The sequence below is a fragment of the Mesorhizobium sp. C432A genome, from assembly GCF_030323145.1.
Taxonomy (GTDB): Bacteria; Pseudomonadota; Alphaproteobacteria; order Rhizobiales; family Rhizobiaceae; genus Mesorhizobium.
The window spans coordinates 810,288-832,819 of sequence record NZ_CP100470.1; the positions used below are offsets into that span (position 1 = coordinate 810,288).

A 22,532-nucleotide genomic window follows, 5' to 3' on the forward strand; every position below is an offset into this window, starting at 1 on the left:
CAGTGGTCGGCACTAACGGGAGAGAACCCATGACCACCATCGGCGAAGCCCTCATCACGCTGCTCGAAGCGCATGGCGTCGACACCGTTTTCGGCATTCCTGGCGTCCACACTGTCGAGCTTTATCGCGGGCTGGCGCGTTCAAAGATACGCCATGTCACGCCGCGTCACGAACAGGGCGCCGGCTTCATGGCCGACGGCTATGCCCGTGCCAGCGGCCGGCCGGGCGTTGCCTTTGTCATCACCGGACCGGGGCTGACCAACACCATCACCGCAATGGGCCAGGCGCGCGCCGATTCGGTGCCGATGCTGGTGATTTCGGGCGTCAACGCGATGCCGACGTTGGGAAAGGGACTGGGCTTCCTGCACGAACTGCCGGACCAGCGCGGCATGATGGAGAAGGTGGCGCTGTTTTCGCAGCGTGTCACCGAGGCCAGCGAATTGCCTGGCGCTTTGGCGCGGGCCTTCGCGCTGTTTTCGTCGTCGCGGCCGGGCCCCGTCCATATCGAGATCCCGACCGACGTCATGGTCAAACCGGCCGACGGCATCGCTGCTTCGCTCACCAATGCAGCGCCGCCGGCGCCGGATGGCGCGGCCATTGCCGAGGCAGCCAAACTGATCGCAGCCGCGCGCCGGCCGCTGATCCTTGCCGGTGGCGGCGCCAAGCGCGCCGAACAGCCATTGCAGCTTTTGGCCGAGCGGCTCGGCGCGCCTGTCGCCCAGACCGCCAATGCGCGCGGTCTGCTGCATGCACATCCGCTTTGCGTGCCGGCCAGCCCCAGCCTGAAGGCGGTGCGTGCGCTGATGGCAGACGCCGATCTGGTCATCGCCGCCGGCACCGAATTCGGCCCGACCGACTATGACGGTTACAGCGATGGCGGCTTCGTGCTGCCCGCCAATCTGATCCGCATCGATATCGGCGCCGACCAGCTCGCCCGCCGCCCGGTGAGCGTCGGCATCCAGGCCGATTGCGCGGAGGCGCTTGGCGCACTGCTTGGCGCGCTCCACCCTGATCATGCCGCGGCGAAGGACGGCGAGAGCCGCGCAGCCGCGTCGAGAAAGGCGGCCTTTGCCGAGCTCAGCCCGGCCTATGCCGCGCAGGTGCGTGCGGTGGAAACCATTCGCGACGCGCTGCCGGGCGCCATCATCGTCGGCGATTCCACCCAGCCGATCTACGCCGCCAACCTTTACTACGACCATGACCGGCCAGGCGGCTGGTTCAATGCCGCCACCGGTTTCGGCGCGCTCGGCTACGGACCACCGGCGGCGATCGGCGCAGCCCTTGCCATGCCCGGCGTGCCGGTGGTCTGCCTCACCGGCGACGGCGGCTTCCAGTTCACCTTGCCGGAGCTGGGCGCGGCGCTCGATGCACCCGCACCGGTCATCTTCGTCGTCTGGAACAACAGAGGCTATCGCGAGATCGAAACGTCGATGCTCGATGTCGGCGTCGAGCCGGTCGGCGTGTCGCCGGCGCCGCCGGATTTCTGCAAGCTGGCCGAGGCCTACGGCATATCAGCCGAACGGCTTGCCGGTACTGCCGGTCTCGCCGATGCGCTCAAACGCGCACGCGCAACCAGACTGCCGCACGTCATCGAAATCACCATCGACTGACGCTTGACCGCGCGCTTTACGTCAATGCGCGGGTCAGAAGGGGGCGGTCGGCGACTTCGAGCGATGCAAAGACGCAACAACTGCCATGTCGAGATGTCGGTTGAGTGATCGTGCAAAAGGCGCGACGCTCTGCGTCGGCGCGGCACGACAAGCGACATAATCATAAGAAACGACAGGAGCGTCCAGGATGACGGAAACAGTTCAGGGCAAGCATATCGTGGTGACCGGTGGCACCGGGGCGCTGGGTGCCGCGGTCGTCGGCAAATTGCTGGCGGACGGCGCGATCTGCCATGTGCCGAATGCCCACGCGTCGGCCCCCTCGCATTTCCCCTTCGCGGCCCATGATCGCGTCCGGCTGGCGCACAATGTCGATCTCGCCGATCCTGCCAAGGTCGATGCCTTCTATGACAGCGTCCCCGAATTGTGGGCCTCCATCCATCTGGCCGGCGGCTTTGCCGCAGCCCCGGTCGAGAAGATCGAATCCGCATCCTTTGCCGAAATGATGGACACCAACGCCCGCACCGCCTTTCTGTGCTGCCGCGCGGCAGTGCGCTCCATGTTGGGCTCGAACACAGCGGGCCGCATCGTCAATGTCACGGCACGCGCCGGGCTCGACCCGCGCCGAGGCGCCGGCATGGTCGCCTATACCGCGAGCAAAGCGGCAGTGGCGGCGATGACCGTGGCGATGGCGGAAGAGCTGAAGCACAAAGGCATACTGGTCAACGCGGTGGCGCCCTCGACGCTCGATACGCCGGCCAACCGCGCCGACATGCCGGATGCCGATTTCGGCAAATGGGTCAGCCTCGAAGCCGCCGCCGAGGCAATCGCCTATCTGGCATCACCGGCCAATCTGGCAATGAGCGGAACGCTGGCGCCACTTTACGGCCGCGCCTGAAGTTCCGCCGCGCAGGCGACTCATTTGGTTTGGCTTCCGATGGCGGCCTTTGCCGACCTCGCCTGAGTCTACAGCGGAGGTTGGCCATTCAATCATGGCGTCCGCCGACGCCTCCACGGCATTAGAAGGCCTGCGACTACGTCAGGTTCGAGACGCCCGCTTCCACGACCTCGACTGCGTCGCCGATGGCGATCGCGCCGGCGTTGTTGGGAATCGCATTCTGGCCGAAGATGATGCCGCCCTTGGCGGAGCGGTGGAGTTTGCCAAGCGTCTGCAACGGCTCGCGCGGGTCCGGCTGCTCGCCGCTCAACGGATCTCGGGTGGTGATGACGCAGCGCGAGCAGGGCTTTGCGATCCGCAACTCCACCGTGCCGATGCGGATCGTCTTCCAGCTGTCTTCAGGCCATGCGCCTTCTGCGTCGACGACGATGTTTGGCCGGAACCGCGCCATCTCGATGGGCCTGGCAAGATGGCTGTTCAGATGGTTCAGCGAGCCTGTCGTGGCGATCAGCAGCGGAAAACCGTCGGCAAAGCCGACGAAATCGCCGGGCTGGCCGAATTCCGCATCGACCGGCCGGTTTTGCGGATCGTCGAAATAGACGAGATCGACAGGCCGGCCAAGAATAGCCGAGAGATAGGCGCCGGCGGCCGGATCGCCCGGCCGCGCGGCAGCCATATCCTTCCAGATCTTGACTTGCCGGAGCGCGGTGCCGGGAGCCGGAGCCTCGACGAAGTGCGAGCCATGCCTGTCATGTTTCAACAGGATGCCCGTTCCGCGATGCTCGACGTCGATCGTCGTCATATCAGGTATCTGGCGAATGGTGAGGAACTGCCCATCCTTGTCGACGACCATCCAGCGGCGGTCGCCTTCCATGCCCATTGTCTCGATGTCGGCGCTCGGCACGGCATGGCCGCGCAGGCTCTTGACCGGATAGCGATAGAGTTCGGCGACCTTCATCCCGCATGCTTCTCCGTTGCCCGAAGGGCCTTCCGTGTTTACGTCTGCAACGACGGCCGAGCCTACAACCGCGCGTGCGGAATTGAAGGGGTTGCACGGTCTTAGTCTTGTGCCAATCGCGCAGCCGAGCATGAAAAACCCGCGAGCCTTGCGGCCCGCGGGTTTTCTTGTTCAGGCTGCGCGCGAGGCGCAGCCGAGGCCTAGCTTGCGCGAAGCGGCTTACGCGCTGCGCGCGAAGCGGCTTAGCTGCCCTGCTTCTTCAGCGCGGCGCCAAGGATGTCGCCCAGCGAAGCGCCGGAGTCGGTAGAGCCGTACTGTGCGACGGCTTCCTTCTCTTCGGCGATTTCCAGCGCCTTGATCGAGACCTGCAGCTTGCGGGTCTTCTTGTCGAAGGCGATGACGCGGGCGTCCAGCTTCTGGCCGACCGAGAAGCGCTCGGGGCGCTGCTCGTCACGGTCCCGGCTGAGGTCGTTGCGCTTGATGAAGGTCTCGATGCCGCTGTCGACCAGCCGCACTTCCAGACCGCCATCCTTGATGCCGGTGACTTCGCAGGTGACGACAGCGTTCTTGCGCAGTTCGCCTGAAGTCGCGGCTTCGCCGACCGTGTCCTTGGCCAGCTGCTTGATGCCGAGCGAGATGCGCTCCTTGTCGATGTCGACGTCGAGCACCTGCGCCTTGACCATGTCGCCGCGATTGTACTCTTCGATGACCTGCTCGCCCGGACGGGTCCAGTCGAGGTCGGAAAGGTGCACCATGCCGTCCACGTCGCCTTCGAGGCCGATGAACAGGCCGAACTCGGTCTTGTTCTTGACCTCGCCCTCGACCTGGCTGCCGACCGGATGGCTCGCGGCAAAAGCCTGCCACGGGTTTTCCAGCGTCTGCTTGAGGCCGAGCGAGATGCGGCGCTTGGCCGGATCGACCTCGAGCACGACAACGTCGACTTCCTGCGTCGTCGACAGGATCTTGCCGGGGTGCACGTTCTTCTTGGTCCACGACATTTCCGAAACGTGGATGAGGCCTTCGATGCCCGGCTCCAGCTCGACGAACGCGCCGTAGTCGGTGATGTTGGTGACGGTACCCTTGATCTTCTTGCCGATCGGGAACTTGGTGCCGATCTCGGACCACGGATCGCTCTCGAGCTGCTTCATGCCGAGCGAGATGCGGTGGGTTTCCTGGTTGATGCGGATGATCTGCACCTTGACCGTCTGACCGATGTTGAGGATCTCGGTCGGGTGGTTGACGCGGCGCCATGCCATGTCGGTGACATGCAGCAGGCCATCGATGCCGCCGAGGTCGACGAACGCACCGTAATCGGTGATGTTCTTGACGACGCCTTCGACAACCTGGCCTTCTTCGAGGTTCTGCACGATTTCCGAACGCTGTTCGGCGCGGCTTTCCTCGAGCACGGTGCGGCGCGACACCACGATGTTGCCGCGGCGGCGATCCATCTTGAGGATCTCGAAGGGCTGCGGGTTGTGCATCAGCGGCGAGACATCGCGGATCGGGCGGATATCGACCTGGCTGCGCGGCAGGAAGGCCACGGCGCCGTCGAGGTCGACAGTGAAGCCGCCCTTGACCTGGTTGAAGATGACGCCTTCGACGCGCTCACCCTTGGTGAACTTCTCTTCGAGCTTGACCCAGCTCTCTTCGCGGCGGGCCTTGTCGCGCGACAGGACGGCTTCGCCCAGCGCGTTTTCGATGCGCTCGACCATGACCTCGACCGTGTCGCCGACCTTGAGCGTCGAGTCCTTGCCCTTGACGCCGAATTCCTTCAGCGGCACGCGGCCTTCGACCTTGAGGCCGACATCGATGATGGCCATGTCTTTTTCGATCGCCAGGATCGTGCCCTTGACGACCTGACCTTCGCCGGAGTGGCCGGCGGTAAATGATTCTTCGAGCAGGCTCGCGAAATCGTCGCGAGTGGGATTTGCAGCTGACATATTTTCTCCTGGAGTGCCCCGCATCTCTTGCGGGACGGGCGCCGTGGGTTAGCGTTGCGTTGGCCTGCCGGCGTTCCGGGCTACAAAAGCCCTGGGCCGCCTAAGCGGCAATTCCGGCGCATGAAGAATGCTGGCAGGCTGGTTCGTGCCCGATATGGGTATTTTCTTCGCTTCCGGCAATCGGTGGCAGCGGGAAAACCCTGGATCAGGCTTTATCTCTCTTGGCCAAGGCGTCGTCGATGATCGCTTTGGCCGCCAGAAACGCGGCCTCTATAGCCATTTCGGAGGTATCAAGCAAGTGCGCGTCGGCGGCGGGCTTCAGCGGCGAGTCGGCCCTGCCCATGTCGCGCTCGTCGCGGCGCATGATATCGGCAAGGATTTCGGCGAAATTGGCAGTGCCGCCGATGCTCTCGATTTCCGCCAGCCGGCGCTGCGCCCGCACCTGCGCACTCGCCGTCACATAGAGTTTTATGTCGGCGTCAGGGCACACGACCGTGCCGATGTCGCGCCCGTCGAGCACCGCGCCCGGCGGCGTTTTGGCGAAATCGCGCTGCTTTTCGACCAGGATGCGCCGAACGGTAGGGTAAACCGCTACCTTCGAAGCCGCTTCGCCGACAGCATGCGCCGACAAGACCGCCCGGTCGAGCTTGGCTAGATTGACCTGGCGGGCAGCGGTTTCGGCGGCCGAGACATTGTCGAGCGGCAGCGCGTGCCGGATCAACGCATGGGCGACCGCGCGATAAGTGAGGCCGGTGTCGAGCAGGTTGAGACGGTAGTGGTCGGCCAGCCGGCGGGCCAGCGTGCCCTTGCCGGCGCCGGCCGGGCCGTCGATGGCGATGGTGAACGGCAATTCGCGACCTCGAAGATTTGCTGCTATCAGGATCGAAACTGGAAACCCGCATCTTTCAGCTTCAGAGCTTCATTTCCAGCGTAAAAGCCACTGTGCAGATGATTTAGATTTTTCCGCACCAGGCGTAGCAGCGCGTCGCCAATCTTGGTGAATGCCGCATGCTTCTCTATCAACTGCCCAAAATCGTCGAAGTCGCGCGCTTGGAAATAAAATCGGCCCTGAAAAATTGAACTGCCTTCGGTCCGGGATGGGTTGTACTGTATCACAGATGAGCGGCTGAGATCGGGATCATACGTATCGTTGTATGGATTGTGCTTCCAAACAATTTCCTCCCTCAGTGCCTTGGGAACGAGATGAAAGCCCTCGACCTTACGGCCCGGGTGCACTCGTTCAAATTTTTCTTTCAGCGAGGGTGCGGGGGTCTTCGACTGGCTGTTGATCACCGCGAATACCCCCTTTGAAAGCACGATGGACTGAAGCTCAGTTTGATCTTTGTCTGACAACCAGAAATTGACCTGCCTGCCCATCATTGCCGCGATTCCGACATGCACTCTCATGCACGAATACTGCACATTGAGACAGGGAAAATCACCCAATCTCCGCGCCCAGCCCCGTCATCAGCCCCATGAACTCCGGGAAGCTCGTCGCGATCATTGCGGCGTCGTCGATGGTTACCGGCTTTTCCGTTGCCAGCCCCATCACCAGGAAGCTCATGGCGATACGATGGTCGAGATGCGTCTGCACCGTCGTGTCCTGGCCATTGGGATGGCCGCCCAGCCCCTTGCCGCCGGGCTTTCCGCGCACCGCGAGCGAAGCTTCGCCTTCGGTGCAGTCGACGCCGTTGAGCTTCAGCCCATTGGCAACCGCTGCCAGTCGGTCGGATTCCTTCACCCGCAGCTCTTCCAGCCCCTGCATCAACGTCTCGCCCTCGGCGAAGCTCGCGGCAACCGCCAGCACCGGATATTCGTCGATCATCGACGGCGCCCGCTCGGGCGGCACGGTGACGCCCTTGAGCTCGGAGTAGCGCACGCGCAGATCGGCAACATCCTCGCCGCCGGCATTGCGCGGGTTCAAGATGTCGATCTGGCCGCCCATTTCCTGCAACGTTAGAAGCAGGCCGGTGCGGGTGGGGTTCATCAGCACGTTCTCGATGACGATGTCCGAACCCGGCACGATCAGTGCCGCGACCAGCGGGAAGCCGGCCGAGGAGGGGTCGCCGGGCACGGCGATGGTCTGCCCCGTCAATTTGCCCTGGCCCTCGATGAAGATGTGGCGCACGCCGCGCTCGTCGGTCTCGACCGAGAGATTGGCGCCAAATCCCCTAAGCATCTTTTCGGTATGATCGCGCGTCATCACCGGTTCGATCACGGTGGTGATGCCGGGCGTGTTGAGGCCTGCCAGCAGCACGGCCGACTTCACCTGCGCCGAGGCCATCGGCACGCGGTAGGTAATGGGTGCGGCGTGTTTCGGCCCATGCAGCGTGATCGGCATGCGGTCGCCCGGCGTCGCCTTCAGCACCTGCACGCCCATCTGGCGCAAGGGTTCGAGCACGCGGCCCATCGGCCGTCCCGACAGCGATGCGTCGCCGATGAAGGTCGTTTCCATGTCGTAAGTGCCGACGAGGCCCATTGTGAGGCGGGAGCCGGTACCGGCATTGCCGAAATCGAGCGGGCCTTCCGGCTGCAGCAGCGCGCCATTGCCGGTGCCGCGGATCACCCACTCGGCGCCGCGCTTCTCGATATGCGCGCCCATCGCCTTCATGGCGGCCGCCGTGCGCATCACATCCTCGCCTTCGAGCAGGCCGGTGACGCGGGTTTCGCCGGAGGCAAGGCCGCCGAACATCATGGAACGGTGCGAAATCGACTTGTCGCCCGGCACGCGAGCGGTGCCGGAAAGGGCGGATGATTTGCGGGCGGTGGCCGGCTTGGCAGCGGCGGCGTGAGACATGGAATTTCCCTGGACGGAATGCCGGCGCACCGGCGCTTTTCATTTGTTGCGGCGGTCTCGTATCACGGCGGGCACGAATGGTCATCCCCATGGTCGTCGCTTGGCGCGAGGCCTTTCAGTGCTTGGTTTTGTGACGCCGGCTTTTCGCTTTGACAGCGCGGTAAACTGTGGTTAAGGGGACCACTCTTTTACTGACGAGGCTTGACGTGGCAAAAAACGAACTTGGCACAAAGCGTGTCGACCCTGAAACGGGCCGAAAATTCTACGACCTGAACAAGGACCCTGTCGTCTCGCCCTATACGGGCAAGACGTATCCGCGTTCCTATTTCGAGGACGGCAAGATCGCCGCCCTCGAAGAGGAAGAGGAAGTGGCCGAGAAGGAAGTGGACGCCGAGGAAGAAGAAGGCGTTGAAGTCGTCTCGCTTGAAGAGGCCGACGAAGACGTCAAGGCCGGCGACGAGCTTCCCGACCTGGGCGACGACGAGGACGATGTCGATCTAGGCGACGATGAGGACGATACTTTCCTTGCCGACGAAGAGGAAGAAGACGACGACGTCGCCGACATGATCGGCGTCGGCGACGACGACGACGAAGTCTAGGAACGCTTCGAACGCATGCATTTAGCGGCGTTCACGGGCTATGATGAAAAAGCGGGCCTCGAAGGCTTGATCTTCAGGGAAGGCGGGGTTAGAAGCCGCCTGCACTAAACGGCGCGGTCCTGATACCCGCGCCGGACCTCTCGCCGGCAACGGCGACGGCTGACTGCCGGAGTGGGGCCATAGCTCAGTTGGGAGAGCGCTTGAATGGCATTCAAGAGGTCGTCGGTTCGATCCCGATTGGCTCCACCAAACAGTCTCTTTCCGACGCTCGGTTTCGCGGCATTCATGCTTGTCGCCTGCCAGTCGGCGCCTGAACCATCATCGCCGCCGCCAGCGCCCGCACCTCAGCCCATGGCGCCTGCCGCGATCTCTGCTCCGGATGGTGCGGCGGTCCTCGATCCATCTGTGCGGGTCATGCCGCCCGGCGAAGGAGTCCCGGCCAAGTATGTCGCGTTTTCCGGCATATGGGGCGGACAGTTGGACGGGATGTATGATGGCAAGCTCGCTGTGCTGACGATTACGCGCGGCGGCAATGTCACCGCCACCTATGCCTGGGGCGATGTCGGCGACAACAAACCGGGCGTGGCCGACGGCGAAGGCAAGATTTTCGGCAACACGTTGAAACTGCGGCGCCTTCCCAATGGCGCGGACGTCAGCGCGGTCATTCAGGCGGACGGAACGCTGGCCGTCACCTATGGGCTTGCCGACCGCACCTATACGGGCACGTTCACCAAGCAGTAATCGCGAGAGCTAATCTTCCGGGGAAGCCACGGCTGGCTCCTTCCCTTAATCAATGCAGGCCGAATTCGCGCAGCAGTTCTTCGCGATAGCGCACGAAGCGGCTCTCGCTGCGCTCGCGCGGGCGTGGCAGGTCGATGTCGATCAACCGCGCCGCGCCGCCTTTCTCCTTGGGCAGGATCAGCACCCGGTCGGCAAGATAGATCGCCTCCTCCAGATCGTGGGTGACCATCACCATGGTGACGTTCTCCTCGCTCCAGATGCGCGCCAGTTCCTCCTGCATGCCGATCTTGGTCATGGCGTCCAGCGCCCCCAGCGGCTCGTCGAGCAGAAGGATTTCGGGCTGCACGGTGAGCGCTCGGGCGATGCCGACGCGCTGCGCCATGCCGCCGGAAAGCTGGCTCGGAAAAGCATCGGCGAATTCGGCAAGGCCGACCAGGGCGACGTAGAAGCGGGCGCGTTCCTCGGCCTGCCTCTTGGGAACACCGCGCACTTCGAGGCCGAACGCGACATTGCCGAGCACGCTCAGCCACGGCAGCAGCCGCGGCTCCTGGAAGATCACGGCACGCTCGGCGCCGACGCCATGCACCGGCTGGCCGTCGATCGCGACACCGCCGCTGTCGGCCGCCTCCAGCCCGGCCAGAATACGCAGCAGCGTGGTCTTGCCGGAGCCGCTGGCGCCGACAATGACCAGGCATTCCCCCGAACGAATGTCGAGGTTGAGCGTCCGCAGCACGGCAAGCTGGCGCCCGCCGAGGCTGAAGGATTTGGACAGGTCGCGGATCGAGACCTCCCCGCCGCGGTTGGAACCGGTCATCTCATCTCTCAGCTATTTCAGAGCTCAGTTGATCTTGGTTTCGCCGGGCCGGTACAGAATGTCGGCGGCTTTCAGCTTGCCCTTGGCCAGACGGCCGTCGCGCTCCAGCACGGCGACCCAGAAGTCGATGTCGCGGTCGGTCGCCTGCGCACCTTCGCGCAGACCAAAGCCGGTCCAGTAGCGGGCGAGATCGCCGTTTTCACCGCGCTTGTCGAGGATAGTGGCCAGCACCTTGCGGGCTTCGTCCGGGTTCTGGCGCGACCAGTCCGAGGCGCGCGCCGACTGTTCGACGAAGTTGCGCGCCGCATCCGGGTTGGCGGCAATGAAGTCGCGCCTGAGTACGACGAAGCCGCCGGCGAGTTCGCCGAGCACCTGCGTGTCGTCGAACACGCCGCGCACGCCGCCATTGGCGACCAGCGCGCCGGCAAAGGTCGCCTGCCAGTAGCCGAGGCCGGCAATGTCGACCTGGCGCGAGCGCAGCGTCTGCTCAAGCTGCGGGCCGGGCACGACAATGAGGTTGGCGGCGGTCGGCGGCAGGCCGACGCTGTGCAGGGCCTCACGCACCGTATAGTCGAGATGAGCGCCGAGCGTGTTGACCGAGATGGTCTTGCCGGCAATGTCGGCGATCGATTTGATCGGGCTGTCTTCCAGCACGTAGAAGACGCTCTTCACATCCTTGTTGATACCGTTGCTCGGATACGCCGCGACGAAGTCGTTGCCGCCCGAGATCGAGTTGATCACCGCCGCGGTGGCGGCCGAGCCGATGTCGACGCTGCCGGAAGACAGCGCAAACAGCGATTCCGGTCCACCCGAGGAATAGCCGACATTCTCCAGCTCGACGCCGAGCCCTTTGAAGTAGCCGAGCTCGTCGGCCAGCTCATGCGGGGAGATGCTGCCACGGCTGGCGAGGTAGCGGAACTTGACGGCTGCGGCTTGCGCAAAGGCCAGGAGCGGCAGGCCGGCGGCGATGAGGCCGGCGGCAAGCGGCGCGCCGGCAAGCAGCGAACGGCGGGTGATTTTCATGATCGGGTCCTTGTGAGGTAAACGGTGAGGGGCGGACTGCTCAGTTGACAGGATTGCTCCAGCGACAGAGCCGCCGCTGCAGGGTGACCAATGCCTGGTTGGCGATCAGGCCAAGCCCGGCGAGGATGACGATTGCCGCAAACATCAGCGGGATCTGGAAATTGTACTGCGCGTTCATCACCTGGAAGCCGATGCCCTTGTTGGCACCGATCATCTCGGACGCGATCAGCAGCAGCAGCGCCGTGGTGGCGCTCAGCCGCAAGCCGACGAAGATCGACGGCACGGCGCCCGGCAGTACGACGCGGCGAAACACGGTGAGCCGGCTCGCACCATAGACCTGCGCCATTTCAAGCAGCTTGGGATCGACTTCCTTGACGCCGCTGGTGGTATTGAGCAGCAGCGGAAACAGCGTCGCCCAGAAGATGACGAAGATCTTCGAGGTCTCGCCAAGTCCCAAGAGCAGGATGAACACCGGATAGAGCGCCAGCGCCGACGTCTGCCGGAACACCTGCAGGATCGGATCGAGCGCGGTTTCGACCGGGCGCACCTGGCCCATGAACAGGCCGAGCGGAATGGCGACGGCGACGGCTGCGGCAAAGGCGATGCCGGCGCGCTGCAGGCTGATGGCGATGTCGCCGAGCAGGCTGCCGCCGGCAAGCCCCTTCCAGAGCGCTTCGACGATCATGTCGATCGGCGGCAGCACCGCCGCATTGACCCAGCCGACGCTGCTCGCCACCTGCCAGAGCGCCAGGAAGCCGGCAAGCACGCCGTAGCGCTTCAGGAAGCGAACAGCAGCCCGGCCGCCGAGGCGCAGAAAGTCGGTGCCGAGCCCGGTTTCGCCACCACCGCGGCGAACCGTGATCTGCCGATCGATGTGCTGCAGCGTCATTGCTTCACCCCCTTCGATGCCAAGGTCATTCGGCGGCAAGGACGGTCGAGCGGGCGACGGTCCATGGATTTTCCGGGCGCCTGAGGCCGAGATTCTCGCGCAGCGTGCGGCCTTCGTAAGCCGTGCGGAACAGGCCGCGCCGCTGCAGCTCGGGAATGACCAAGTCGACGAAATCGTCGAGCGCGCCGGGCAGCCAGGGCGGCAGGATGTTGAAGCCGTCGGCCGCCTCGCTGGTGAACCATTCCTCCAGCTGATCGGCGACCTGCGTGACGCTGCCGACGATGGTGTAGTGGCCGCGCGCCGTCGCTACCCATTGGTAAAGCTGGCGTATGGTGAAGTTGTGCTCGTCGGCGATCTGCCGGATCAGCGCCTGGCGGCTCTTCATGCCCTCGGTTTCCTTGCTCGGCGGCAACGGGCCGTCGAGCGGATAGCCCCTGATGTCGAGCGTCTGGCCGGCAAGACCGTTGAGGAGCGCAACACCGTCCTCGGGCAGGATAAGGTCGTTGAGCTGTTGGTATTTGGCGCGGGCCTCGTCCTCGGTGCGGCCGACGAAGGGCGCGACGCCCGGCATGATCAGCACCTGGTCGGGATCGCGGCCGACTTCAGCCACGCGCGCCTTGATGTCTCGGTAGAATTCCTGCGCCGTCTCGAGCTTCTGATGGGCGGTGAAGATGACCTCGGCCGAGTGCGCGGCAAGCCCGCGTCCGTCTTCCGACTGCCCGGCTTGTACGACAACCGGATGCCCCTGCACCGGGCGCGGCACGTTGAGCGGACCCTTGACGCTGAAATGCTCGCCCTTGTGGTCGATGTCGTGCAATCTGTCCTTGTCGTAGAAACGGCCCGACTGCTTGTCGCGGATGAAGGCGTCATCCTCCCAGCTGTCCCACAGCGCCTTGACCGTCTCGACATGCTCATGCGCCCTGGCATAGCGCTCGGCATGGCTGGGCTGGACGTCGCGGTTGAAATTGCGTGCCGTTTCGTCGCCGGCCGAGGTCACCACGTTCCAGCCGGCGCGGCCGTTCGACAACAGGTCGAGCGAAGCGAATTTGCGCGCCAGCGTGTAAGGCTCCTCATAAGTGGTGGACGCCGTTGCGATGAAGCCGAGATGCGTCGTCAGCGGCGCCAGCGCCGCAAACAGCGTCACCGGCTCGAAACCGGCGATCTTGGCATTGCCGCCCTCGCGGGCGCCGAGGCCGACCGTCAGATTGTCGGCCAGGAAATAGGCGTCGAACAGGCCGCGCTCGGCGGTCAGCGCCAGTTGCTTGTGGAACTCGAAATTGGTGGCGCCGTCGGCCGGCGCATCGGGATGACGCCAGGCGGCGATATGCTGCCCGCCGCCGGGCAGGAAGGCGCCGAGCTTGATCTGCCGCGGCCTGCTATCGGACTTGCTGGCTCGAGTCATTGCAGGCGTCCTTCTGGTCTATGCGGGATGGACTATTGCGTCGCGGATCGTGGTTTCAGGCGGCAAGGACGACGCTGTAGGGCACGCCGGCCACCCGGCATGCCTCGGCGACCGCCTGCCGGGCTCGCGCCTTGACTGCCTCTGACACCAGCACGCCATCGGCAAAGTCCTTGTCCGAGGCGTAGATCGCGGTCGGCAGGGTCTGCGCCTCGAAGAAGCCGAACAACGGCCGCAACTGGTGTTCTACGACAAGCGAATGACGCTCGCCGCCGCCTGTTGCCGCCAGGATGATCGGCTTGCCGCGCAGCGACGACGGGTCGAGCAGGTCGAAGAAGTGCTTGAACAGCCCGGTGTAGCTGCCCTTGAAGGTCGGGGAGCCGACCACCAGCACGTCGGCGCCGAGCAGCTGCTCGATAATACCGCGCGCCGCCGGATCGAGATCGCCAAGCTGTCTTGCAGGCGCAAAGGACGGGCCGAGATCCTCGATGTCGAAAACGCTCAAAGCCGAGCCGGCCCGGCTCGCCACCTCACCGGCGATGTGGCTGACGAATGCCTTCGTCTTGGACGGACGGGTCAGGTTGCCGGACAACCCCACCACCAGCTTTTTTGACATCCGAGGCTCCTTCTCGCAAACGCACTATCCGCATTAAGGCTACCGATTTTGTAGAATTAAATGAGCGAGAAGATTTCAAAACCGGGCTCTGAAGCGAATGGAGTTTGCGGTACATCGCCTTTGGTTGGTTCATTTGGCCCCAAAAGCGCCGCGGCAGATGCTGACGCGGTCGCGCAAGGCATCGCCGGGGACCATGGCCTTGGTCCTTTGCGCACCGATGGGTATCGTCGCGATACCGTCAAGGGCCGGCGGCATTGACACTGCGTTGTGTGAGTGTCGATTGAACCCGATCGCGTGGGCGACGAAGTAGGCAACTGGAATCAAAGAACAGGATGCGCGCATGAAGAAGATCGGCTTTCTTTCGTTCGGCCATTGGTCGCCCTCGTCGCAATCGCAGACGCGCTCGGCGTCCGACGCGCTGCTGCAGTCGATCGACCTGGCCGTCGCCGCCGAGGAGCTGGGCGCGGACGGCGCCTATTTCCGCGTCCATCATTTTGCCCGCCAGCTCGCTTCGCCGTTTCCGCTTCTGGCCGCGGTCGGCGCCCGCACCAGCCGCATCGAGATCGGCACCGCCGTCATCGACATGCGCTATGAGAATCCGCTGTATATGGCCGAGGATGCGGGTGCAGCCGACCTGATCGCCGGTGGCCGGCTGCAGCTTGGCATCAGCCGCGGTTCGCCGGAGCAGGTGATCGACGGCTGGCGCTACTTCGGCTACGTGCCGCAGGACGGCAAAAGCGATGCCGACATGGCGCGCAACCATGCCGAGGTGTTTCTGGACGTGCTGCGCGGCGAAGGTTTCGCGCAACCCAATCCGCGGCCGATGTTCCCCAATCCTCCGGGAATGCTGCGGCTCGAGCCGTTCTCGGCCGGCCTGCGCGATCGGATCTGGTGGGGCGCCGCTACCAACGCCACCGCCGAATGGGCGGGCAAGCTCGGCATGAACCTGCAAAGTTCGACGCTGAAGTTCGATGAGGGCGGCCAGCCGCTCCACATCCAGCAGGCCGAACAGATCCGCGCTTATCGCGCGGCGTGGAAGGCGGCCGGCCACACACGCGAGCCGCGCGTGTCGGTCAGCCGCAGCATCTTTGCGCTGGTGAACGACCGCGACCGCGCCTATTTCGGCGGCGGCAGCAGCGAAGATCATTTCGGCTATATCGAGCCTGAGAAGCTTGCCGTCTTCGGCCGCTCCTATGCCGCCGAGCCCGATGTGCTGATCGATCAGCTGAAAGAGGATGAAGCAATCGCCGAGGCCGACACGCTGCTTCTGACCGTCCCCAACCAGCTCGGCGTCGAGTACAACGCCCACGTCATCGAGGCGATCCTGAAGCACGTCGCGCCGGCTCTGGGCTGGCGCTGACAAGAGGCGCCAGCCGCCCGGCAAACAAAGAGATAAACCGTTTCGCCGGCAAACGGTGAAACGCTCTAAGGGAAGAGGCGGCTAGGCATCCGCCTTGAAGGTCTGCTTCTGCTGGCCTAGCCCCTCGATGCCCAGTTCCACCACATCGCCGGGCTTCAGGAACACGGGCGGCTTCATGCCCAGCCCAACGCCGGGCGGGGTGCCGGTGGAGATGATGTCGCCAGGATGCAGCGACATGAACTGGCTGAGATAGGAAACGAGATAGGCGACGCCGTAGACCATGGTCCTGGTCGAGCCGTTCTGCATCGTCTTGCCGTTGACCGTCAGCCACATTTTGAGGTTCTGCGGATCGGCAACCTCGTCCTTGGTGACAAGCCACGGCCCGGTCGGACCGAACGTGTCGCAGCTCTTGCCCTTGGTCCACTGGCCCTGGCGCTCGGCCTGGAAGGCGCGCTCGGACACGTCATGGGCAACGGCATAGCCGGCGACATAATCCAGCGCCTCGGCTTCCCTGACGTATTTGGCTTTTCTGCCGATGACCACGGCGAGTTCAACCTCCCAGTCGGTCTTTTCCGAACCGCGCGGGATCAGCACATCATCGTCGGGGCCGACAATGGCCGAGCTCGCCTTCATGAAGATGATCGGCTCCGGCGGCACGGTGGCGCCGGTTTCGGCGGCATGGTCGGAATAATTCAGGCCGATGCAGATGAACTTGCCCGTGCCTGCGACGCAGGCGCCGAGGCGCGGCTTGCCGGAAACCGCCGGCAGCGAGTTCGGATCGAGCTTCGACAATGTCTCGAGCGATGCCGGATCGAGCGCCTTGCCGGCAATGTCGGCGACATGACCTGAAAGATCGCGGATCGTGCCATCCGCATCGAGCAGGCCGGGGCGTTCGTTCCCTATCTCGCCATAGCGCAGCAGTTTCATCTTGCTCTCCAAATTGTGGCCCAAGGCCGTTTTCAAAACTCGCTCCGCCAAGCGATGACTGGGCGGACTCTGGCTATCGGACCCGACCTGGGGCAAGCCGGACTTTAGAACTGTTCGAGCCTGGACCTGCGGATCAAGGCTATTGCTCAGATCGACCAGCCGCCGTCGATATTATAGGCCTGCCCTGAGGTGTACGTGGCACCGGCCAGATAAACCGCAAGATCGGCGATTTCCTCGGGCGTGCCGAGACGGCCCATCGGCTGGCGGGCGATGAAGGCCGCCCGGGCGGCGTCATAGTCGCCCTGCGCATGCATGCGGTCCTGCAGCGACGGGCTTTCGACTGTGCCGGGGCAGATGGCGTTGCAGCGAATGCCCTTGGCGACATAGTCGGCGGCGACCGCCTTGGTCAGGCCGATCACGGCCGCCTTGGTGACGCCATAGGCGAAACGGCTGGGCACACCCTTGCCGGCGCCGGCGACGGACGACATGTTGATGATCGAGCCATCGCCGCGCTCCAGCATGCCGGGCAGCACAGCCCGAATGGTGCGGATCATGGCCCGGACATTGAGATTGAAGGCGAAGTCGAGATCGGCATCCTTCATCTCGAGGATCGAGCCGGAATGAACGAAGCCGGCGCAGTTGAACAGCACGTCGACGCGGCCGATTTCGGCGAAGCCCGATGTCACGGCATCATCGTTGAGGACGTCGAGCTTGCGGGTCTTGATGCCGGAGGTCTTGGCGAGTTCGGCCAGCAGCGCCTCGTTGATGTCGGTGGCGTGCACGATGGCACCTGCCTTGGCGAAGGCCAATGCGCTCGCTCTGCCGATGCCTTGTGCCGCCGCGGTGACGACAACGACCTTGCCTGCTAGATCCGCCATGCGTTTCTCCTCGCCCTCTTTGGCCACTGCTCGGCCCGATTTACTGCCGGCTGACTGGGGCGTCCTGTGCCAGACAGGCGCGACTATGCGGCCTGCACAATCCATCAGTCCTTAAATAACAAATGTTTTTTCTGGTTAAAGAACACATGTCCAAGCGTCAAGCCCGAACGCGATCACCTTCGCGACGGCTGATGTAATGCACATCGCTTGCTCTGATGCAACAACATGTATGACAACCGGGCAACGAGTGACGCTGCCATGGTTCGCTCAAGCACAGCGCGCTTCAGGCGGCATCAGTCGCCGTATGGCACCCAGACGTTCTTCACTTCGACGGCGCGGCGCAGCAGGGCATCGCCGGCGGCCTCGTCGGACGCCCAGTCGAAGCTGCGGCCGTTGCCGGTCCAGACGCGCTTGAGATTGCCGACGGAATCGGCCTCCGCTTTGGCGCAAGTGTCGGCATCGGCAAACAGCCAGAGCCCGTCGACATCGTCATGCTTGGCCAGCACGCCGGCAAGCTCCGCCGTGCGGCCGGTGACGATGTTGATGGCGCCTGCCGGAACGTCGGAATATTGGATCACCTGGTAGAGATCGGTGGCGAGCAGCGGGTATTTTTCCGACGGCACAGCCACCACGGTGTTGCCCATGGCAAGCGCAGGTGCGATCAGGGAGATCAAGCCGAGCAGCGGCGCGCTGTCCTGGGCGACGATGCCGAGGACGCCGACCGGCTCGTGCAAAGCGAGCGTGACGGCGCGGGCCGGTGGCTGATGCACCCTGCCCTCATACTTGTCGGCAAGGCCGGCATAGAGGAACAGGCGCTCGATCGATTGTTCCACTTCCTCCCGCGCGGCCTTGGCGTTGGCGCCGGTCAGTTCGGTCAAGCGTGCGGTAAACTCGCCGGCACGGCCGGACAGATTTTCGGCGAGATAATATAGCACCTGGGAGCGATTGTAGGCGGTCGCCTCCGGCCAGGCCTTGCAGGCGCGGGCGGCGGCAACGGCGTCGCGGATGTCCTTGCGGCTGCCGAGACCGACTTCGCCGGCGAGCTTGCCCTTGGCAGTGGCTATCGCCAGCGAATAATTGCCGTCGGGCCGCACCTGCTTGCCGCCGATGAACAGCTTTGCGGTACGATCGATGGCGCCGCCATCCGATTGCTCGACCGGCTGCGCCGAAGCCGCCGTCGGCTTGATCACCGGGCCGAGCGGCAGCTTTGCCGAGAGATATTCGAACATGCCCTCGCGCCCGCCCTCGCGGCCAAAGCCGCTTTCGCGATAGCCGCCGAAGCCGCAGGCGGCGTCGAACATGTTGGTGCCGTTGACCCAGACGACGCCGGCCTTCAGCTGCGGCGCGACATGCAGCGTGAGGTTGATGTTTTCGCTCCACACCGAGGCGGCCAGCCCATAGCGCGTGTTGTTGGCGAGTTCGACCGCTTCCTCGGTGTTGCGGAAGGTCATGGTGGCCAGAACCGGGCCGAACACCTCTTCCTGCGCCAATATATTTGCCGGCGAAACACCGGTGGCGAGCGTCGGCAGGTGGTAGTAGCCGGAAGACGGCAGCACCGCGTCGGGCTGCCAGCAGACGGCGCCCTGTCTGGCGCCTTCTGCGACCAGGCCCTTGACGCGGTCGAGCTGTGTGGCGTCGACCAGCGGTCCGATATCGGTGTTCTTGTCGAGCGGGCTGCCGACGCGAAGCCGGCTCATCCTGACCTTGACCTTTGCGATCAACGCGTCGGCAATGCCTTCCTGCACCAGAAGCCGCGAGCCTGCGCAGCAGACCTGGCCCTGGTTGAACCAGATGCCGTCGACCAGTCCTTCGACGGCGCTGTCGAGATCGGCGTCCTCGAAGACGATGAAGGCCGACTTGCCGCCGAGCTCCAGAGACAGTTTCTTGCCCGATCCAGCCGTGGCTTTCCTGATGATCTTGCCGACTTCCGAGGAACCAGTGAAGGCGATCTTCTGGATGCCGGGATGGTTGACGATGGCGACGCCCGCTTCAGGTCCACCCTGGACGATGTTGACGACGCCCTTGGGCACGCCGGCGCGCTCGCAGATCTCGGCAAACAGGATGGCGGTGAGCGGCGTGAACTCGGCCGGCTTCAGCACCACCGTGCAGCCGGCGGCGAGCGCCGGCGCGATCTTCCAGGCCAGCATCAGCAGCGGGAAATTCCATGGGATGATCTGGCCGACGACACCGACGCCCTTGTGGCCCGGAAAATCCTTGTCGAGCGCCTGCGCCCAGCCGGCGTGGTGGATGAAATGGCGGATGGCCAGCGGCACGTCGATATCGCGGCTTTCGCGGATCGGCTTGCCATTGTCGATTGTCTCAAGCACCGCGAACAGCCGCTGATGGCGCTGCATGGAGCGACCGATGGCGTAGAGCACTTTGGCGCGCTGGTAGCCGGAGGACGCCGACCATTTCGGCAGCGCCTTGGTGGCGGCTGCGACTGCGGCATCTATGTCGGCGGCGCCGGCATCGGAGATCTTGGCCAAAAGCTTGCCGGAAGAGGGTTCGCTGGTCCCGAAAGTCTTGCCGCTGGCGGCCGCCTTCCAGCCGCCATCGATGAACAGCGCCTTGCCGAAATCGCGTCCGGCAAGCCAGGCATCGGCCTCGGTGCGGGCTTCCGGCGCCGGGCCGTATTCCATGGCGTGATAGCGTTCGAGAATGTTCATGACGCGCTCCAGATAATCGTCTTGGCAGGCGCTCTGTGGCGCCCCCCTCTGTCCTGCCGGACATCTCCCCATAAGGAGGGAGATTAGCCTTCGCGCCTGTCGGCTCTGAAACCTCGACAATTGGCGAAATCGCCGACGTTAGCCAATCTCCCCCCAAGTGGGGGAGATGTCCGGCAGGACAGAGGGAGGCGCGAAGGAACTCGACGTTCAAGGCCTTCTCCGCCTCACGCCATTGCGTGGCGGTGATTGGCCGAATAATGCCCGGTCAGATGGTGCTCGAGCTGGCGCTCGATGTCGGTGAGGAGGCTCGAGGCGCCGAAGCGGAACAGGTCTGGCTCCAGCCATGGCCGGCCGAGCTCCTCCTTCATCAGCACCAGCCAGTCGAGCGAAGCCTTGGCTGTAGAGATGCCGCCGGCCGGCTTGAAGCCGATGAGAAAGCCGGTCTCCTCGAAATAGGCTCGGATGGCGCGCACCATGGCAAGGCCGACGGGCAGCGTGGCGTTGACGCTTTCCTTGCCGGTCGAGGTCTTGATGAAATCGGCGCCGGCCATCATCGCCACCATCGAGGCTAGCATGACATTGCGCAGCGTGGCGAGGTCGCCAGTGCCGAGAATGACCTTCAAATGCGCATCGCCGCAGGCTTCGCGCATCGAGACGATCTCGTTGTAGAGCTCCTGCCATTTGGCGCCGAAGACGAGGCCGCGCGGGATGACGACGTCGATCTCGTCGGCGCCGTCGCGCACCGAAGCCTCGATCTCCTGCAGGCGGGTCGACAGCGGCGCAAGGCCGTGCGGGAAAGCGGTGGAAACGGCGGCGACATGGATGCCGGTGCCGCGCACGGCATCAACAGCCGTCGCGACGAAGGGATGATAGACGCAGACCGCTGCCGGCCGGATTTTTTCGCCCTCGATGCCAAGCCCCTCGACGATGTCGCGGCGGAACGGGTTGATCGCCTTGGCGCACAGGCGGCGCACGCGCTCTTCGGTGTCGTTGGAATTCAGCGTCGTCAAATCCATGCAGGAGACGGCGCGCAGCAGCCATGCCGCCTGGTTGTCGGCCTTGATCGAACGACGCTTGGTCAGGCTGGCGACGCGGCGCTCCAGCGCCGAGCGATTGACCGAGCGCACCGATTCCATGAAGCCGAGATCGAGCCGCATGCCGGTGTTGCGGGCGATGCCATGCGATTGCGGAACGGGCGTGTTGGCTGCGGCACGCGCCGGCAGCGGCGTGACCTTGGACGCGCCGAGATCGGCTTCGCGGATTGTGCTGCTCATCTCCTGCCCTTTCGCTCGACGATTTTACGTCGTGGTGCGTGTCGTTGCTCCCGGACCGCACGGCGGCTTTAGGCGACGCACACCGAAGATAGCCCGTGAAGCATCGCTTCACGAGTCCTTCAAGCGGTCATAGCGGAAAAAGGCGGCGAAAGCAGCTGAATTTTGACCGCATGGTCAAAATTCCAATCGAGAAGCAGGCGCCGAGGCGCCTGCTGATGTCAGCCGACGAAAGCGCGCTCGACGACGAAGGTCGAGGGATGGCTGAGCGAGCCCTCATGGAAGCCGAGGCCTTCGGCCATTTCCTTGACGTCCTTCAGCATATGCATCGAGCCGCAGATCATGATGCGGTCCGTCTCCGGATTGAGCTTCTCGATGCCGAGGTCGGCGTAGAACTTGCCCGAGCCGATCAGCGCCGTGATGCGGCCCATGCGCGCCGATTCTTCGCGGGTCGTCGAATTGTAGAGGGTGACGCGGCCGCCGGTCAGTTCGCCGATCAGGGGATCGTTCTCGAGCGCGGCCACCAGTTCCTGGCCATAGGTCAGTTCGGCATTGTCGCGGCAGGTGTGGGTCAGGATGACCTGATCGAATTTTTCGTAGGTATCGGGGTCGCGCAGAAGGCTGGCGAAGGGCGCGATGCCGGTGCCGGTCGAGATCATGAACAGGCGCTTTGCCGGGGTCAGCGCGTCGACAACCAGCGTGCCGGTCGACTTCTGGCGCATGATGACGGTGTCGCCGACCTGGATCTTCTGCAGTTCGGAGGTCAGCGGACCATCCGGCACCTTGATCGAGAAGAATTCCAGCTCTTCGTCCCAGGCCGGGCTGGCGACCGAATAGGCGCGGTACACCGGCTTTTCGGCATTGGGCAGCCCGATCATGACGAACTCGCCGGAGCGGAAGCGCAGCGACTGCGGACGGGTGATGCGGAACGAGAACAGGCGGTCGGTGTAATGCTTCACCGAGACGACGGTTTCGGCATAGACATTGGCCGGAATCGGAAACTGCAGCGGACGGGCGCCGGCTGTGTTGAGTGCGGATGTGGTGTTCATCAATCCAACTCTGTCTTGCCCACGCCTGTGCGGGCGCCAAACCGTTTCCTGCGCGCCCAGACCATTCAGGTCCCGGCGAGCCGTTCACACACTCCAAAGC

The 22,532-nt window shown here is 64.1% G+C and carries 21 protein-coding genes and 1 tRNA gene; 7 read left to right on the forward strand and 15 right to left on the reverse strand.

Going from position 1 to position 22,532, the window contains the following annotated elements:
• The first annotated feature begins 29 nt into the window (after positions 1–29).
• Positions 30–1,610: a 5-guanidino-2-oxopentanoate decarboxylase gene (locus NLY33_RS03655; protein WP_023703669.1), complete on the forward strand. Its 1,581-nt coding sequence runs from the start codon at positions 30–32 to the stop codon at positions 1,608–1,610.
• A 187-nt stretch (positions 1,611–1,797) separates the two neighbouring features.
• On the forward strand, positions 1,798–2,505 hold the full coding sequence (locus NLY33_RS03660; protein WP_023671318.1) for an SDR family NAD(P)-dependent oxidoreductase: 708 nt from the start codon (positions 1,798–1,800) through the stop codon (positions 2,503–2,505).
• Between the two features lie 136 nt (positions 2,506–2,641).
• Here NLY33_RS03660 and NLY33_RS03665 read toward each other — a convergent pair whose 3' ends face one another.
• The 5 genes from NLY33_RS03665 to aroA all read right to left on the reverse strand — a co-directional run bounded on the left by NLY33_RS03665 (position 2,642) and on the right by aroA (position 8,200).
• Positions 2,642–3,463, reverse strand: coding sequence for an MOSC domain-containing protein (locus NLY33_RS03665; protein WP_023703670.1), 822 nt, complete (start codon positions 3,461–3,463; stop codon positions 2,642–2,644).
• Between the two features lie 242 nt (positions 3,464–3,705).
• Positions 3,706–5,403 carry a 30S ribosomal protein S1 gene (rpsA, locus tag NLY33_RS03670; RefSeq protein ID WP_023703671.1) on the reverse strand — a complete coding sequence of 566 codons (1,698 nt, stop codon included), beginning with the start codon at positions 5,401–5,403 and terminating at the stop codon, positions 3,706–3,708.
• Positions 5,404–5,608: 205 nt separating this feature from the next.
• On the reverse strand, positions 5,609–6,253 hold the full coding sequence (gene cmk, locus NLY33_RS03675; RefSeq protein ID WP_031195781.1) for a (d)CMP kinase: 645 nt from the start codon (positions 6,251–6,253) through the stop codon (positions 5,609–5,611).
• Between the two features lie 26 nt (positions 6,254–6,279).
• Positions 6,280–6,783, reverse strand: coding sequence for a hypothetical protein (locus tag NLY33_RS03680; RefSeq protein ID WP_023703672.1), 504 nt, complete (start codon positions 6,781–6,783; stop codon positions 6,280–6,282).
• A gap of 58 nt (positions 6,784–6,841) precedes the next feature.
• Complete coding sequence (gene aroA, locus NLY33_RS03685; RefSeq protein ID WP_023703673.1) at positions 6,842–8,200, reverse strand: 3-phosphoshikimate 1-carboxyvinyltransferase; 1,359 nt, start codon at positions 8,198–8,200, stop codon at positions 6,842–6,844.
• Between the two features lie 206 nt (positions 8,201–8,406).
• Here aroA and NLY33_RS03690 point away from each other — a divergent pair, with 206 nt between their 5' ends.
• From NLY33_RS03690 to NLY33_RS03700, 3 genes are all read left to right on the forward strand, one after another.
• A complete protein-coding gene (locus NLY33_RS03690; RefSeq protein ID WP_023671313.1) occupies positions 8,407–8,799 on the forward strand; it encodes a TIGR02300 family protein in 393 nt (130 codons plus the stop codon).
• 173 nt (positions 8,800–8,972) lie between these two features.
• Positions 8,973–9,048: transfer RNA gene (locus NLY33_RS03695), tRNA-Ala, on the forward strand.
• Positions 9,049–9,150: 102 nt separating this feature from the next.
• A complete protein-coding gene (locus NLY33_RS03700; protein ID WP_023693130.1) occupies positions 9,151–9,540 on the forward strand; it encodes a hypothetical protein in 390 nt (129 codons plus the stop codon).
• Positions 9,541–9,589: 49 nt separating this feature from the next.
• On the opposite strand, the gene NLY33_RS03705 is transcribed toward NLY33_RS03700, so the two are convergent.
• The 5 genes from NLY33_RS03705 to msuE are packed head-to-tail and all read right to left on the reverse strand — an operon-like array spanning position 9,590 to position 14,281.
• Entirely contained in the window at positions 9,590–10,354 is a 765-nt protein-coding gene (locus tag NLY33_RS03705; protein ID WP_023683542.1) for an ABC transporter ATP-binding protein, read from the reverse strand.
• Positions 10,355–10,378: 24 nt separating this feature from the next.
• Entirely contained in the window at positions 10,379–11,377 is a 999-nt protein-coding gene (locus tag NLY33_RS03710) for an ABC transporter substrate-binding protein (protein ID WP_023703674.1), read from the reverse strand.
• 40 nt (positions 11,378–11,417) lie between these two features.
• A complete protein-coding gene (locus NLY33_RS03715) occupies positions 11,418–12,266 on the reverse strand; it encodes an ABC transporter permease (protein ID WP_023703675.1) in 849 nt (282 codons plus the stop codon).
• A 25-nt stretch (positions 12,267–12,291) separates the two neighbouring features.
• On the reverse strand, positions 12,292–13,668 hold the full coding sequence (locus NLY33_RS03720) for an LLM class flavin-dependent oxidoreductase (RefSeq protein ID WP_023703676.1): 1,377 nt from the start codon (positions 13,666–13,668) through the stop codon (positions 12,292–12,294).
• A 55-nt stretch (positions 13,669–13,723) separates the two neighbouring features.
• Positions 13,724–14,281 (reverse strand): FMN reductase, encoded by a 558-nt coding sequence (msuE, locus tag NLY33_RS03725; RefSeq protein ID WP_023683545.1) that lies wholly within the window; start codon positions 14,279–14,281, stop codon positions 13,724–13,726.
• A gap of 60 nt (positions 14,282–14,341) precedes the next feature.
• Here msuE and NLY33_RS03730 point away from each other — a divergent pair, with 60 nt between their 5' ends.
• Entirely contained in the window at positions 14,342–14,539 is a 198-nt protein-coding gene (locus NLY33_RS03730) for a hypothetical protein (RefSeq protein WP_155921640.1), read from the forward strand.
• An 82-nt stretch (positions 14,540–14,621) separates the two neighbouring features.
• On the forward strand, positions 14,622–15,641 hold the full coding sequence (locus tag NLY33_RS03735) for an LLM class flavin-dependent oxidoreductase (protein ID WP_023703677.1): 1,020 nt from the start codon (positions 14,622–14,624) through the stop codon (positions 15,639–15,641).
• An 81-nt stretch (positions 15,642–15,722) separates the two neighbouring features.
• On the opposite strand, the gene NLY33_RS03740 is transcribed toward NLY33_RS03735, so the two are convergent.
• From NLY33_RS03740 to NLY33_RS03760, 5 genes are all read right to left on the reverse strand, one after another.
• On the reverse strand, positions 15,723–16,568 hold the full coding sequence (locus tag NLY33_RS03740; protein WP_023703678.1) for a fumarylacetoacetate hydrolase family protein: 846 nt from the start codon (positions 16,566–16,568) through the stop codon (positions 15,723–15,725).
• 146 nt (positions 16,569–16,714) lie between these two features.
• The gene (locus NLY33_RS03745; RefSeq protein ID WP_023703679.1) at positions 16,715–17,446 is read right to left on the reverse strand and encodes an SDR family oxidoreductase; all 732 of its coding nucleotides are present in this window, start codon (positions 17,444–17,446) and stop codon (positions 16,715–16,717) included.
• 293 nt (positions 17,447–17,739) lie between these two features.
• Positions 17,740–20,112, reverse strand: a complete 2,373-nt coding sequence (locus NLY33_RS03750) for an aldehyde dehydrogenase family protein (RefSeq protein WP_023709261.1) — start codon at positions 20,110–20,112, stop codon at positions 17,740–17,742.
• Between the two features lie 224 nt (positions 20,113–20,336).
• Positions 20,337–21,386, reverse strand: coding sequence for a deoxyribose-phosphate aldolase (gene deoC, locus NLY33_RS03755; RefSeq protein ID WP_023703681.1), 1,050 nt, complete (start codon positions 21,384–21,386; stop codon positions 20,337–20,339).
• A gap of 218 nt (positions 21,387–21,604) precedes the next feature.
• The gene (locus NLY33_RS03760; protein ID WP_023700427.1) at positions 21,605–22,432 is read right to left on the reverse strand and encodes a ferredoxin--NADP reductase; all 828 of its coding nucleotides are present in this window, start codon (positions 22,430–22,432) and stop codon (positions 21,605–21,607) included.
• Positions 22,433–22,532: the final 100 nt, after the last annotated feature.

Coding starts and splice junctions, on each gene's coding strand:
- NLY33_RS03655 (WP_023703669.1), top strand. CDS start 30: ATGACCACCATCGGCGAAGCCCTCATCACGCTGCTCGAAGCGCATGGC.
- NLY33_RS03660 (WP_023671318.1), top strand. CDS start 1,798: ATGACGGAAACAGTTCAGGGCAAGCATATCGTGGTGACCGGTGGCACC.
- NLY33_RS03665 (WP_023703670.1), bottom strand. CDS start 3,463: ATGAAGGTCGCCGAACTCTATCGCTATCCGGTCAAGAGCCTGCGCGGC.
- rpsA (WP_023703671.1), bottom strand. CDS start 5,403: ATGTCAGCTGCAAATCCCACTCGCGACGATTTCGCGAGCCTGCTCGAA.
- NLY33_RS03680 (WP_023703672.1), bottom strand. CDS start 6,783: ATGATGGGCAGGCAGGTCAATTTCTGGTTGTCAGACAAAGATCAAACT.
- aroA (WP_023703673.1), bottom strand. CDS start 8,200: ATGTCTCACGCCGCCGCTGCCAAGCCGGCCACCGCCCGCAAATCATCC.
- NLY33_RS03700 (WP_023693130.1), top strand. CDS start 9,151: ATGGCGCCTGCCGCGATCTCTGCTCCGGATGGTGCGGCGGTCCTCGAT.
- NLY33_RS03705 (WP_023683542.1), bottom strand. CDS start 10,354: ATGACCGGTTCCAACCGCGGCGGGGAGGTCTCGATCCGCGACCTGTCC.
- NLY33_RS03710 (WP_023703674.1), bottom strand. CDS start 11,377: ATGAAAATCACCCGCCGTTCGCTGCTTGCCGGCGCGCCGCTTGCCGCC.
- NLY33_RS03715 (WP_023703675.1), bottom strand. CDS start 12,266: ATGACGCTGCAGCACATCGATCGGCAGATCACGGTTCGCCGCGGTGGT.
- NLY33_RS03720 (WP_023703676.1), bottom strand. CDS start 13,668: ATGACTCGAGCCAGCAAGTCCGATAGCAGGCCGCGGCAGATCAAGCTC.
- msuE (WP_023683545.1), bottom strand. CDS start 14,281: ATGTCAAAAAAGCTGGTGGTGGGGTTGTCCGGCAACCTGACCCGTCCG.
- NLY33_RS03730 (WP_155921640.1), top strand. CDS start 14,342: ATGAGCGAGAAGATTTCAAAACCGGGCTCTGAAGCGAATGGAGTTTGC.
- NLY33_RS03735 (WP_023703677.1), top strand. CDS start 14,622: ATGAAGAAGATCGGCTTTCTTTCGTTCGGCCATTGGTCGCCCTCGTCG.
- NLY33_RS03740 (WP_023703678.1), bottom strand. CDS start 16,568: ATGAAACTGCTGCGCTATGGCGAGATAGGGAACGAACGCCCCGGCCTG.
- NLY33_RS03745 (WP_023703679.1), bottom strand. CDS start 17,446: ATGGCGGATCTAGCAGGCAAGGTCGTTGTCGTCACCGCGGCGGCACAA.
- NLY33_RS03750 (WP_023709261.1), bottom strand. CDS start 20,112: ATGAACATTCTCGAACGCTATCACGCCATGGAATACGGCCCGGCGCCG.
- deoC (WP_023703681.1), bottom strand. CDS start 21,386: ATGAGCAGCACAATCCGCGAAGCCGATCTCGGCGCGTCCAAGGTCACG.
- NLY33_RS03760 (WP_023700427.1), bottom strand. CDS start 22,432: ATGAACACCACATCCGCACTCAACACAGCCGGCGCCCGTCCGCTGCAG.